The organism is Cryobacterium sp. Y29 (assembly GCF_002929825.1).
Lineage (GTDB): Bacteria > Actinomycetota > Actinomycetes > Actinomycetales > Microbacteriaceae > Cryobacterium.
The window spans coordinates 1-13,246 of record NZ_PJJN01000023.1 but is presented as its reverse complement, the minus strand read 5'-3'; the positions used below and the strand labels follow the sequence as shown (position 1 = coordinate 13,246).

Genomic DNA, 13,246 nt, shown 5'->3' with positions numbered 1-13,246 from the left:
GCCGTTGCGGACTAGGCGCGCTTCTGCTCGTCTTCGGGCGCGTAGTGGTCCACGTAACGGTCATCGTCGTTGGGATCGTCGTCGTCGTCCGTGGAATGCGACGAATCCGTGGCGCCGTCACCGGCCGCACTCTTGGCCTTGTCCGCTTCGTACTCGGGCCACTTGGCGAGGTCTTCGTCGAGGCGAGGATCGGATGGATGCCCGGTCAGCTCGCGTTCGAGCGCGTTGTAGTTGGTATCCGGGCTGAAGTACTTCAACTCCCGAGCTACCTTGGTGTGCTTTGCTTTTTGACGGCCGCGCCCCATGCGTGACCCCCTTACGATGCCTGGCCGAGCAGGTCGCGAGACCCTCGGGATTTGCCGAACGGAATGTGTAAAAACTAGAGTTTAGTTTAGCATGATGGGCCTTGTGTCCCGCGGACGCCGTTCGCACGGCTAATCCGTAGGAATGGGGTGACATGACGGGCAACGTCAGCGTGCCCATCGTCATCATCGGCGCCGGCCAGGCCGGGCTGTCCGTTGGCTTCTACCTGCGTCGGTTTGAGCTGGTGGCCGGCCGCGATTTCATTATCTTCGACCGGGGCCCGAGCACCGGCGGCGCCTGGCAGCACCGCTGGCAGGCCCTGCAGCTCGGGTCGGCACACCGTGTCAACGATCTTCCCGGCATGAAAGAACTCGGCCTGAGCTTTGACACGGCCGACCACACCGTGCCAGCCCGCGACGTCGTCAGCGACTACTACCGCGACTACGAGCGGCACTTCGAGCTGAACGTGGTGCGGCCGGTGAGCGTGACCAGCGTGGTTCCGATGCAGTCGAACCTGGTCGTGGCCACGAGTTCCCCGGTGTTCGGTGACCAGAAAACCGACGCACGCATGATCGTCAACGCGACCGGCACCTGGGGCGCGCCGTTCGTGCCGCACTACCCCGGAGCGAGCACCTTTGAGGGTACGCAGGTGCACACGGCGACCTACGTCTCGAGCGAGGAATTCGAGGGTCAGCGGGTGATCGTCGTCGGCGGCGGTACCTCGGCGATCGGTTTCCTGCTCGAGCTCGAAGGGGTGGCGAGCGAGTTGACCTGGGTCGCACGTCGTCCGATCGATTTCAGTCACACCGACGAGCTTGCGGAGGTGACCGCTGTGGCGGCCGTGATGTCGCAGGATCGCGCGGCCCGGGCTGGCAAAGCCCTCCCGAGCATTGTCAGCGGTGCCGGTGTGCCGGTCACGCGCCGCATCGCGGCCGGCATCGACCGGGGCCTGCTCGTGGCTCGTCCGATGTTTTCGAGCATTGAGCCGACCGGCGTGCGGTGGAGTGATGGAACCTTCACCGAGGCCGACGCGATCGTTTGGGCATCCGGTTTTCGCCCGGAGCTGCGACACCTGGCCCCGCTCAAGTTGCGTGAGAAGGCCGGTGGCGTCTCGGTTACTTCCGGTGCGTCCTGGACTGACCCGCGCATCTTCTTCGCCGGTTACGGCCCGCAGGCGAGTACCGTCGGCGCCAACCGGGCCGGTCGCATCATCGCCCGGCAAATCATGGCCAGGTTGTAGCCCGACGCCCACCGCGCTGCTGAAGCGGTGACGCTGCTACTTGCGCTTGCGGCGACGGGATGTCGACGGTCGCGACTGCGACGGAACGGTTCCGACGATCGGGCTCGACTTCGTCGCGGTCTCGGCCGATCCCGTGGGTGGAGCGAGCGGCCGGCGCGACACCGGCCGGGAGCGCACGGGCTCGCCGCGACGGTCCTGACCGGGGATCGGGCGGGAGCGGCGGCCGTAGATGAGCTCGGAGGAGTCGAGCAGCCACGGCACGAGGGCAATCGTGACACCGTGCACCAGCATGAGCTTCTGACGCAGCCGGCGCGCCTTGTGGTTGTGCAGCAGGCCTTCCCACCAGTGCCCGACGATGTAGATCGGTGTGTACACGGTGATGACCTCGGAACCGTGATCCTGGCGACGCTCCTTGATGTAGTTGATCAGTGGCCAGCTGATGTCGCGGTAAGGCGAGGCGACGATGCGCAACGGCACCTGGATATTCTGCTTGACCCAGGCACGTTTGAGTTCCTTGGTCTCGGCGGTGTCAATGGAGACATGCACCGCTTCTAAGCTGACATGCCGCGCCGCGATGGCGTAATCGAGGGCCTTCAGAACGGGCTTCTGCATTTTGCCCACGAGCACGATTGCATGATCGCCCTGCGAGCCGAAGGTCGTGATCGGGTCGACTTCGATCTCCTTCGCGACATCGCGGTAATAGCGGTTGACGCCCATCATGAGAAAGAACAGCACCGGCATCATCACGAACACCAGCCACGCGCCGTGCGTGAATTTTGTCACGGTGACGACGATGAGCACGACGCCGGTCAGTGCCGCGCCAAAACCGTTGATCGACAAACTCAGAATGATCGAGGCCCGGTTCGGCGGATTCTTCCCCAGCAGTTTCAGCCAGTGTCGCACCATGCCGGTCTGGCCGAGCGTGAACGACACGAACACGCCGATGATATAGAGCTGGATCAGCACGGTGAGGTTGGCCTGGTAGACGACCATGATCGCCACGGCGGCCAGGGCCAGTAGAACGACACCGTTGGAGTAGATGAGCCGGTCGCCGCGGGTGCTCAGCGACTTGGGTGCGTAGGAGTCGCGGGCAAGCACCGATCCGAGCAGTGGGAAGCCGTTGAAAGCCGTGTTCGCAGCGAGCAAGAGCACGGCCGCTGTGGCTGCCTGCAGCACGAAGAACATGATGGAGTAGTCGCCGAACGTTGCCGCGGCGACCTGCGCGATCAGGCTGCGCTGCGGAGCTGTGGCGCACTCGGCCCAGCCGATCAGGTCGCAGGCACGTTCTGCGTAGTGCACCTGGGAGATGAGGGCGAGGGTGGTCAGCCCGACGAACAGTACGATGGCGATGCCGCCCATGAGGGTGAGCGTGCGCTGGGCGTTTTTGACCTTGGGGTGTTTGAACGCTGGCACCCCATTGGCGATCGCTTCCACGCCCGTCAGAGCGGAGCATCCGCTCGCGAAGGAGCGCAGCAGCAGCAAGATGAAAGCGGCCTGCGCGAGGTTCTCGCCCTGCACGTCATAGCCAGCGGACTCGGCCACCGGTGCATCGCCGAGCAGTGCGCGAACCAGGCCGACGATGATCATGAGCAACACGCTGCCGATGAACAGGTAGGTCGGCACGGCGAAGGCCTTGCTCGACTCCCGAACGCCGCGCAGGTTGGCTGCCGCGAGCAGGATGATGAACACGACGGCGAGTTCGACGCGCAAGGGGGCCAGCGCGGGTATTGCCGAGATGATGTTGTCCACGCCGCTCGCGACCGACACGACCACGGTCATGACGTAGTCGACCAGCAGGGCGGATGCGACGACCAAACCGGCTTTCTCACCCAGATTCTTGTGGGCGACCTCGTAGTCGCCGCCGCCTGATGGGTACGCCTTGATCAGCTGGCGGTAGGACGCGACGACAACGACGAGCAGCACGACGACGACCGCGGCGACCCACGGCGCGAAGCTCAGGAATGCGAGCCCACCGAGGGTCAGGATCATGAGGAGTTCTTGCGGCGCGTACGCCACGCTCGACAGCGGGTCGCTCGCAAAGATAGGCAGGGCGAGGTGTTTGGGCAGCAGTTGGCCGTCCAAATGCTCGGTGGGGAGCGGATCGCCGATGATCCACCGCTTGGGTGATCGGTTCTCTGGTACGGGGGCATTCGCCTCGGGTGTCACGAGGGTAGACATTACACCTACCCGGTTCCGTGTCAAATCGATCGGCCGATGTACACCCGGCAAAATTTCGACACGCTGTTCTTCGCGGCCTAAAGAAACGGCGTGTCGCGAAAATTACCGGCCTTACGACCAGGCCGTGCCGGGCTACGGGTGCAGGGTGGCGAGGATGCTGGCGCGCACGTCGGCGAGCTTTCGGCGGAGTGACGACACGGTGTCGGGCGGCAGGGTCGACCGGTAGGCCTGCGTGCGCAGGTCGGCGCGCAGCTGCTGCCGAAACTCATTCAGAACCATGTCGGCCTCGCGCAGGGCGCGCGTGGAGTCGTGGCGCGCAGTCGATGCCGAAGCACTCGATGCGTCGTGAGTCGAGGTCTCGGTAGCCGATGCGGGGGTAGCCGATGCGGGGGTAGCTGATGCGTCGGTAGCTGATGCGTCGGCACTCGAGGTGTCGGGCGGCGGTTCTTCGGCGGCTGTCGGCGTCGGGCGGGGTTGCTCCCAGGTCGACGAGCCCGCTGGATCCCACGAACCGGCTGTGCCGTCGTAGCCGCGCGGGTCGGCCTTGGTGGCATCGCGGGCCTCCCGCGCGGCCGAGGCGAGGTCGGCGCGCAGGGTTTTCATGGCGGAGTTGACGCCGGTGCGCACCTGGTCGGCGAGGCGCCGCACAGAGTCGGTCACCTCGTCTTCGATCGCTCCGAGTTCTCCGTCGCGGGCGAGCAGTTCGGCGCGGCCGGCATCGGTGATCTCGTAGACGGTCTTGCGGCCGTCGGTCTGCTTGGTGACGAGTCCTTCCTCTTCGAACTTGGCCAGCCGCGGATAGATCGTGCCGGCGCTCGGGCTGTACGTTCCGCCGAACCGGTCGCTCAGTGCCTGGATCAGCTCATAGCCGTGTCGGGGCCGCTCGGCGAGCAGACTCAGCAGGTAGAGGCGCAGACTGCCGTGGGCGAACATGGCGCTCATGCCGGGTCCTGCCGGGTATCGGGGGAGGCTGGCGGTGCGGCATCCGCTGCGCTCGTTGATGCTGCGCTGGTCGATGCCGTACCAGTCGATGCCGTACCGGTCGATGCCGTACCGGTCGATGCCGTACCGGTCGATGCCGTACCGGTTGGTTCGGCGCCGACGGTCTCGCTGCGCACGACCGAGATGTCGCCAGACACGGAGTTGGAACGCACGTCGAGCCAGCTGCCGTCGAGGGCGCCGGTGGAGCCCTCGTAGCCCTTGCCGAAAGCGGTGCGCACGGTGTGGTCGTCGAGCTGGAGTGTGCCGGAGAGGGTGTTGAGGTGGTAGCGCGCGGCAACACGGGGTTCGAGTCGCACGGTGAAGTTGCCGCTGACCGTGTTCGTCACGATCTGGTCCGGCGAGCCGGCCAGGTCGAGGAACACGTTGCTCGAGACCCCGTCGAGCGTGAATTGACGGATGCTGCCGCTCGCCGTGATATCGCCCGATACGGTGTGCACGGAAAGCGCTCCGACGTGATTGCGCACCGAGATTTCTCCGTTCACCGCGTTGAGGTCGAGGTCGCCCTGCACGTCGTCGATGACAATATCGCCGGAGACGGTGCTGAGCTTGGCGTCGTTGCGCAGGCCTGAGACGAGGGCATCGGCCGTGACGACTCCGAAGCGAAGCGCGACGTCGCGGGGAACGGAGAGGCTCACCTCGGCGCGTGCGGTGCCGCGAAATGATGCGAACACCTCGATGAAGTTATCCCAGCGCAGCTGGGGGTGGTCGATCTCGAGGCGGTCGCCGTCCATCGAGATCTTCAAGTCTTTCCCGGTGACGCCGTGCACTTCGATGCGCGCGCCGGGCTCGTCATGGCCGATGATGTCGACCGTCCCGCCGATAAGGCCAACCTTGAGTTTACGCACCAGTTCGACGTCGATAATCTTGGTCTGCCCGGGGGCGACCAGCCGTTTTTCCAGTGACACTGGGTTGTCCTTTCACAAATATAAACTCGCGCTATATCGCGTGTTGTGAAAGACACGATATAGCGCGTTCCTGAGAGGTACAAGAGCGTCAGTACAGAAAAATGGCCAGCCAGTCGCGATTGTGAGCGTGCACGAGCACGAGGAACACCACCAGGTCGAAGAGCAGGTGCACACAGACAACATAGGTCAGCGATCGGGTGCGGGCGAAGGTGTAACCCTGCAGCAGCGCGAACGGCACGGTCAGCAGCGGACCCCACGACTGGTAGCCGAGCTCCCACAGGAACGACGAGAAGATCACGGCCTGCAGAATATTCGCCTGCCAGTCGGGGAAATGCCGCCGCAGCAGGGCGAACGCGATGCAGATGAAGAACAGTTCATCCCAGATACCCACAAAACCCACGCCCACGAACAGCCGGGCGATCTCATCGGGCGCAGTCACCGCTGGCCAGTTCTGGTACGCGCCGCTTCCGATGAAATAACTTGGAAGAATGAGATACCCGAGCAGCACCACGAGCGGCAGGTAGGCCCGTTCGAGCCTGGTCCAGCGCTGCCCGGTGCGAATCGGAAACCGAATCGCGTGTTCCCGAAAGTAGTAGCGCGAGAGTAGGTACGGCACGAGCACCGACAGGCTCAGTACCGTGCCCATGAGCGCGATGTTGGGGTAGCTGATGTTCGCCGCGACCGAGATCGAGCTGATGATGCCAAGGCCAATGGCAAGCAGCAACAGGTCGCGAAACAAAGCCCGGTCGATGAGAAACGCGAGCAGGAGCGCCGCGGCCAGCGTTGCATAGCCGGGTAGCGGCATCCGCAACGCGAAGAGCAGCACAGCGGATGCGCTCACCAGCGCCGCCGGAACCAGCCCCCACCGCGCCGTTTTGCCCATGCTGCATGGTACCGAGGGCAGCGCCCAATTCCGCGAAAGCGGGCAAACACTTACGTGGCCCCGCGATGCGGGTGACGGGATGCTTCAGCACGCCAGTACCAACGATTCTTTGGCGCTCCCGGGAGGGCCTAGATTTTAGGGATGACCCATCTACCCCCTGCGAGCGACCCCGTCACGATTTTACAGCAGCTCGTACGCATCGATTCGGTCAATCCCGACCTCGTGCCGGGAGCCGCGGGGGAGGGCGAGATCGCGATCTGGTGCAGTGAGTGGCTGCGGCAGCAGGGTTTCGATGTCACGGTGCTGGAGCAGACCCCCGGGCGCCCGTCGGTCGTCGGCGTGAAGCACGGCACCGGCAACGGCCGCTCACTCATGCTCAACGCCCACCTCGATACGGTCGGCGTCGCTCCCGGCGCGGTCGATCCGTTCAGCGGCGATCTCCGGGACGGCCGAGTACACGGGCGCGGGGCCGTCGATACCAAGAGCGGGGTCGCGGCCATCCTCGTGGCGGCGGTGCGGGCATCCGCTGGTGAGTTAGCCGGGGACGTGATCGTGACGTTGGTCGCCGACGAAGAATTCGGCAGCCTCGGCACCGAGGAGGTGCTGCGCAGCTTTCGGGCCGACGCCGCCCTGGTGGTCGAACCGAGCAGCCTCGAACTCACCACAGCGCACCGCGGCTTCGCCTGGTTTGAACTCGAGCTGACCGGCCTCGCCGCGCACGGCTCACAGCCCGAGCTCGGCGTCGACGCCATCTGGCATGCCGGCCTCGTATTACGCGCCCTCGACGGCCTGCAGCAACGGCTCAACGCGGCCCCGGCACATGCCACGCTCGGCCACGGCGCCGTGCGGGTGTCGCAGATTGCCGGCGGCGACGACGCGGCCACGGTCGCGGCTCGCTGCGTCCTCACCGTCGAACGACGGATGCTGCCCGGTCAGTCACCCCAGAGCGTCGAGACCGAATTGCTCGCACTCTTGACCGCGTTGACCGTGGAAGAACCGGAGTTCCAGTTCGCGCTGACCAGACTGGTGGCCCGCGCTGCCTTTGAGGCCGAGCCGCAGTGGCCAATCGTGCGGGCGCTGACGGCCAATGCGCAGCGGGTACTCGGGCACCCAGCGGTCACGCGTGGCGAACCGTTCTGGACCGACGCGGGACTCATCCTTGAAGCAGGCATTCCCTGCGTCGTTTTCGGCGCCGACGGCGAAGGTTTGCACGCCGACATCGAGTGGGCTGACGCGCAATCGGTGCGGGCGCTCGCCGATATTCTCGAGGGCACGATCACCGAGTTCTGCGGGCTCACAGCCGGCTGATCCGCGTGACCCAGAGAAGACGGAGTGTGTGCGCGACGTGATGGTGTCCTCCGTCGACCGTTACCTTTCGCGCACACGTCGGCGCCCCCTTAGCCGCCCCGTTCGGCGCCCTGTTAGGCGGTCGCGGCGCGGGCGGGATCGGCCGCGCGGACCGCACGTTTGATGGCGAAGAGTGGGATCGTGCGCTGGCAGAGGGGACCGATCAGCACGGCGAACAGTGCGGTGCCGATTCCCACGTTGCCTCCGAGAGCCCAGCCGATGCCGAGCACGATCACCTCGATGCCGGTACGCACGATCCAGATCTTCCAGCCGGTGCGCTTGTGCAGGCCGGTCATCAGGCCATCGCGTGGGCCGGGGCCGAAGTGCGCCCCGATGTAGAGGCCGGTGGCGACAGCCACGGTCAGGAGGCCAACAGCGAACAGCACGATGCGCGCCCAAAGGTCGAGGTCGGCAGGAATCAGCCACAGGCCGACATCGGCTGCAGGCCCCACAAGCACGGCGTTCAGCAGCGTTCCGGCGCCGGGCTTTTGCCGAATCGGAATCCACAGCACCAGCACGACCCCGCTCAGCAGAATCGTGATCAGCCCGAAGCCGAGCTGCGTGTGATTGTCGATCCCCTGGGTGAGCACATCCCAGGGGGCCACGCCGATACCAGCGCGCACAATCAGTGCAATGCCGATTCCGTAGAGAAAAAGGCCAATCAGCAGTTGGATCAGTCGACGAGTCACGAGGATTCAGTCTAAAGGTCGGGCGCACTGTGTGTACTGGCATACTGAGCGGGTGCATTTTCTCGCGGTAGTGAGCATGAAGAACCGGGCACTGATCGCCCTCATCACCATTGTGGCGGCCGTGTTCGGCAGCCTGGCCCTGACCGGCCTCAAGCAAGAGCTCATTCCGTCCCTGCAGCTTCCGCAGCTGCTCGTGTCGACCAGCTACCCGGGGGCGTCGCCGCAGGTCGTCAACGACGACGTTTCAACCCCGATCGAGACCGCCATCCAGGGCCTCGTCGGCCTCGAAACGACATCGACGACGAGCAACACCAACTCGTCGCTGGTGAGCGCCACCTTCACCTACGGCACCGACCTGGTCAAGGCCGAATCCCGCATCGACCAGGCCATCAACCGCATTAAGAGCGTGCTGCCGGCCGACGTCGACCCGCAGGTGATCAGCGGGAGTATCGATGACTTTCCGGTGATCTCGCTCGCAGTCGCCTCGAGTGACACCGTGGCGCTCGCTGACCAGTTGAAGCGCAGCGTGCTCGGTGACATTCGGGACGTGGCCGGCGTGCGCGACGCCGCCCTGGTCGGCGATATCGGCCGCCGCGTCACGATCACGCCCAATGTCGATGAGCTCGCCGCGCGCGGATGGAGCACGCAAAACCTCCGGGATGCGCTCCAGCAGAACGGGTCGCTGGTTCCGGCCGGCGCCATCACCGAGGGTGACACGACACTGTCGGTGCAGGCCGGCAGCAAACTCGGCTCGGTCGAGGACATCGTCGCGCTCCCGCTCGTGGCCAGCTCGGCCGGTTTCACCGGTGCCGGCGTCGGTGCCGCAGCGGATGCCGCCTCCACAACCATCGGCGACGTCGCGACGGTCGCCCTGGTGGAAAACCCGATCACCAGCATTTCCCGGGTAAACGGCAAACCGGCCCTCACTATCGCCGTCACCAAGGTGCCCGCCGCGAACACGGTCGACGTGTCCAGGGCGGTGCGTGCGATCCTGCCGCAGCTCGAGGCGGCCGTCGCGCCGGCCACGTTCACGGTCGTGTTCGACCAGGCGCCGTTCATCCAGCAGTCGATAGACGCGCTCACCCAGGAAGGTCTGCTCGGTCTCGGCTTCGCGGTAATCGTGATTCTGCTGTTTCTGCTTTCGGTGCGCGCCACCCTTGTCACGGCCATCTCGATTCCGACCTCGGTGCTGATCACCTTCATCGGCTTACAGGGCGTCGGTTATTCGCTCAATATCCTCACCCTCGGAGCACTCACGATCGCCATCGGCCGGGTCGTTGACGACTCGATCGTGGTCATCGAAAACATCAAACGGCACCTTGTTGCCGGCGCCGACCGCGCCGCCACGATCGTCTTCGCGGTGCGCGAAGTGGCGGGGGCTATCACCGCGTCGACGGTCACCACGGTCACGGTGTTCCTGCCGATCTCCTTCGTTGGCGGATCGACCGGGGAATTATTTCGCCCATTCGCGCTCACCGTGACGATCGCCCTGCTCGCCTCGCTGCTCGTGTCACTGACCATCGTTCCCGTGCTCGCGTTCTGGTTTTTGCGGGCGCCGAAATCTCTGGTGGCTGTCGATGGCGAGCGCCCCACCGACCTGGCACCCGGAATCGTGCCGCAGGAGGCAGCCCCCGCCGGCCTGGCTCCTGCTGGCCTGGCCACTGACGGCGTGCTCGGTGCCGGTGCGGCTGCGGTGGCTCACGCGCCCGCTCCGGCGAACGGCGCCCGCTCGCGGCACGCCGCAGCGGCATCCGCTTCGACCGGGCTGACGGAGGCGGCCGAGGCCGGCGAGAACCCGGGACGGCTGCAGCAGGGGTACCTGCCGGTCATTCGATTCACGCTCAAGCATGCCGTCGCGACGCTGCTGCTGGCGGTTCTCGTGCTCGGCGGAACGGCCGCGCTCGTGCCGTTCATGAAGGTGAACTTTCTCGGATCAACCGGGCAGAACACCTTTCGGGTGACGCAAACGCTGCCAGTGGGCAGCAGCTTGGCCGCGCAGGATGCCGCATCCGCTTCGGTCGAGACCGCGCTGCAGGGCCTCGACGGTATCGACATCGTGCAGCTGTCGATCGGCGGCGGAAGCGCAGCGAGCGCGTTTCGCGGCGGTGCGCCCAGCTCGAGCGCCGTGACCTATTCGATCACCACAGCCGACGGTGCCGACTCCGATGCGGTGCAAAACCACGCGCGCACAGCACTGGCGGCACTGGGGGACGTGGGCGAGATCTCGGTGGCTGCAGCAAGCGGATTCGGGGCCTCCTCCGACATCGCCGTCGATATCACGGCCGCAACGGATGCCGACCTTCAGACCGCGACGACGACGATTCTCAGCGCAGTGCAAGAACTCGGGGCGATCAGGGAGAGCGCGAACACTCTCGCCTCCTCGCTGCCGTACCTGGCCGTCACGGTCGACCGGAAGGCTGCGGCTGCTGCCGGGTTGAGCGAATTCGCTCTCGGCACGCTCGTGTCGCAGGCCATGCAGCCGAGTTCCATTGGATCGATTGTGATCGACGAGACCAACCTAACCGTGTACCTGTCGGCGCAGTCGCCGCCGACGACAGCCGCTGATCTCGCAGCCGTGCCGATCCCGACCCGCGCCGGATCGGTCGCCCTCGATACCCTCGCCACCGTTGAACAGGTCGAGGGACCGAGCACTCTCACGACGACGAAGGGGCTGCGCACGGCGACCGTCTCGGCGACTCCCGCGAGCGATGATCTGGGCACGGCGAACGCGCAGCTGAGCCAGATGCTCATTGACACGAAGTTGCCGACCGGAGCGACCGCGACGCTCGGCGGGGTCAGCGCCGATCAGGCCGAGGCATTTCAGCAGCTCGGAGTGGCGATGCTGGTTGCCATCCTCATCGTCTACATCGTGATGGTGGCAACGTTCCGGTCGCTGTTGCAACCGCTGCTGCTGCTCGTGTCGGTGCCGTTCGCGGCGACCGGGGCGATCGCGCTCCAGGTTGTAACGGGTATTCCGCTGGGCGTGCCATCCCTGATCGGGGTGCTCATGCTGATCGGGATCGTGGTGACCAACGCCATCGTGCTGGTCGACCTGGTCAACCAGTACCGGCGGCGCGGCCTGGCGGTATTTGACGCCCTGGTCGCCGGAGCGAGCCGTAGGCTGCGGCCCATTCTGATGACGGCGCTCGCCACCATCTTCGCCCTGGTGCCGATGGCGATCGGCCTCACCGGCCATGGCGGATTCATCTCGCAGCCGCTCGCCCTCGTGGTCATCGGCGGGCTCGTCTCCTCGACTGTGTTGACCCTGATCGTGCTTCCGGTGCTCTATCTACTGGTCGAGGGCGCACGAGAACGCCGCGCTATGCGTCAGACCGCCTGAATTCAGCTGAATCAAACCCCGTCCCGCGCGGCCTGTTCCGGCCCTGCACGTTCGGGCGGATGCGCCGGTCCTCACCGGCCGAGAACGACGCCGCGGTTCAGAAAGAATAGTTGCGGGTCGATGCGCACGCCGTCGACCCGCACCTCGACGTGGGAATGGCAGCCGGTAGACAGACCGGTGCTCCCAACGCTGCCAATCTGCTGGCCGGCGGTGACCGGATCACCGGCAGCGACCAGGGTTTCACCGCTGGCGAGGTGGGCGTAGCCCGTCTGCACACCCTCCCCATGGTCGATCAGAATCCAATTGCCGTAACTTCCCACGGAGCCCGCTGCCCGCACGATTCCCGATGTGGCTGCAAAAACGGGTGCCCGACAGCTCGCCCCAACATCGGTGCCGTAGTGGAACGTGCCAACTCCGGGGATCGGACGAAGCAGGCGTGGCCCGTAGCCATCCGTTATGGCACCATGCACGGGGTTGGCCCAACCCTGCTCGCTGAGCTGGCCGAGGTCGGTGCGAATGATCGGGCGCACATTGAGAGCCGCCAGGGTCGCGGCGGCGTTCGATGCCTGCGATGCTGCGGAGGCGAGCGCCAGACCGGCCGCCTCGAAGTCGCTCGAGGCCGCGTCGAAGGTCGCCTGGCTCGCATCGACCGGCACTGAGCTGGCAGCAGCGCGCGTCTCGGCGTCCTGCTGGCTGAGCTTGACTGCTCGCGCCTGGTCAGCTTCGGCGGTGGCCTGGACCGTGTCGATGTTGTCGGCCAGGTAGTTCAGCTGGTCGAGCGTGCTGAGCTGGTCGAGCACGTTGCCGAGCGAGTGCCCGCCGAGAAACACGTCGGCGATTCCGGCACCGTTTCGTTGCTGGGCGAGCCTGCGTGCGATTACGGCGAAGCTTTGGGCAGAGACGCTTGCTTGCTGCGAGGCCTCAACGGCGAGTTGGTGAACGAGAGTTGCGCGGCCCTGCGCGCTCGTCTGACGTGCTTGCGTTGCTGCCAGGTCGCCGCGAGCGGTGTCGAGCGCGGCTTGCGTGGTTTGCGAGTGGGTGAGGGCCGTCGTCAACGCTGCGGCCCGCTCCACGCTGAGTTTCTGGGCGGAAGCGCGCTGGATTGCGACCTGCGCGGCCGCGGCACGCTGTTCGGCGCGCGCTCGTGCAGCAGTCGCCCGGGCGGTGGCCGTCACGAGAGCGGATGCCGCAGCGTCTGCTTGACTTGACGCCGCCACGGAATCGGTGGGTGCCACCGGAATCGGATCGGCCGTCGGTCCGGGGGTTGGTTGCGAGGGTGCAGCTACCGGCGGGATGGGACCGTCAGTCGGTTCCGGCGCGGGTTCCGCAGTGGGCGGCGGGGTTGCGGTGGGGGTTGGG

At 65.8% G+C, this 13,246-nt stretch carries 9 protein-coding genes and 1 pseudogene; 3 read left to right on the top strand and 7 right to left on the bottom strand.

What is annotated here, in order from left to right; genetic code table 11:
- Positions 1-11 precede the first annotated feature (11 nt).
- Positions 12-305 (bottom strand): DUF3073 domain-containing protein, encoded by a 294-nt coding sequence (locus CXY74_RS01500; RefSeq protein ID WP_104198793.1) that lies wholly within the window; start codon positions 303-305, stop codon positions 12-14.
- A gap of 152 nt (positions 306-457) precedes the next feature.
- On the opposite strand from CXY74_RS01500, the gene CXY74_RS01495 reads away from it, so the two are divergent.
- Entirely contained in the window at positions 458-1,543 is a 1,086-nt protein-coding gene (locus tag CXY74_RS01495; protein ID WP_104198792.1) for an NAD(P)-binding domain-containing protein, read from the top strand.
- A 36-nt stretch (positions 1,544-1,579) separates the two neighbouring features.
- Here the strand turns inward: CXY74_RS01495 and CXY74_RS01490 are convergent, their stop codons facing one another.
- The 4 genes and pseudogenes from CXY74_RS01490 to CXY74_RS01475 all read right to left on the bottom strand — a co-directional run bounded on the left by CXY74_RS01490 (position 1,580) and on the right by CXY74_RS01475 (position 6,511).
- The gene (locus tag CXY74_RS01490) at positions 1,580-3,721 is read right to left on the bottom strand and encodes an APC family permease (protein ID WP_104198791.1); all 2,142 of its coding nucleotides are present in this window, start codon (positions 3,719-3,721) and stop codon (positions 1,580-1,582) included.
- Between the two features lie 531 nt (positions 3,722-4,252).
- Positions 4,253-4,663 (bottom strand): annotated as a pseudogene (locus tag CXY74_RS01485) (PadR family transcriptional regulator); the annotation flags it as partial.
- Positions 4,660-5,628, bottom strand: a complete 969-nt coding sequence (locus CXY74_RS01480; RefSeq protein ID WP_233193114.1) for a DUF4097 family beta strand repeat-containing protein — start codon at positions 5,626-5,628, stop codon at positions 4,660-4,662. The pseudogene CXY74_RS01485 and the gene CXY74_RS01480, both read right to left, overlap by 4 nt.
- An 88-nt stretch (positions 5,629-5,716) precedes the next feature.
- Entirely contained in the window at positions 5,717-6,511 is a 795-nt protein-coding gene (locus tag CXY74_RS01475; RefSeq protein WP_104198790.1) for a CPBP family intramembrane glutamic endopeptidase, read from the bottom strand.
- Positions 6,512-6,652: 141 nt separating this feature from the next.
- Here CXY74_RS01475 and CXY74_RS01470 point away from each other — a divergent pair, with 141 nt between their 5' ends.
- The gene (locus CXY74_RS01470; RefSeq protein ID WP_104198789.1) at positions 6,653-7,819 is read left to right on the top strand and encodes a M20/M25/M40 family metallo-hydrolase; all 1,167 of its coding nucleotides are present in this window, start codon (positions 6,653-6,655) and stop codon (positions 7,817-7,819) included.
- 113 nt (positions 7,820-7,932) lie between these two features.
- On the opposite strand, the gene CXY74_RS01465 is transcribed toward CXY74_RS01470, so the two are convergent.
- Complete coding sequence (locus CXY74_RS01465; RefSeq protein ID WP_233193112.1) at positions 7,933-8,547, bottom strand: YitT family protein; 615 nt, start codon at positions 8,545-8,547, stop codon at positions 7,933-7,935.
- A 52-nt stretch (positions 8,548-8,599) separates the two neighbouring features.
- Here CXY74_RS01465 and CXY74_RS01460 point away from each other — a divergent pair, with 52 nt between their 5' ends.
- Complete coding sequence (locus CXY74_RS01460) at positions 8,600-11,887, top strand: efflux RND transporter permease subunit (protein WP_104198842.1); 3,288 nt, start codon at positions 8,600-8,602, stop codon at positions 11,885-11,887.
- A gap of 71 nt (positions 11,888-11,958) precedes the next feature.
- Here the strand turns inward: CXY74_RS01460 and CXY74_RS18285 are convergent.
- A partial coding sequence (locus CXY74_RS18285; RefSeq protein ID WP_104198787.1) for a M23 family metallopeptidase occupies positions 11,959-13,246 on the bottom strand: 1,288 nt, incomplete at its 5' end.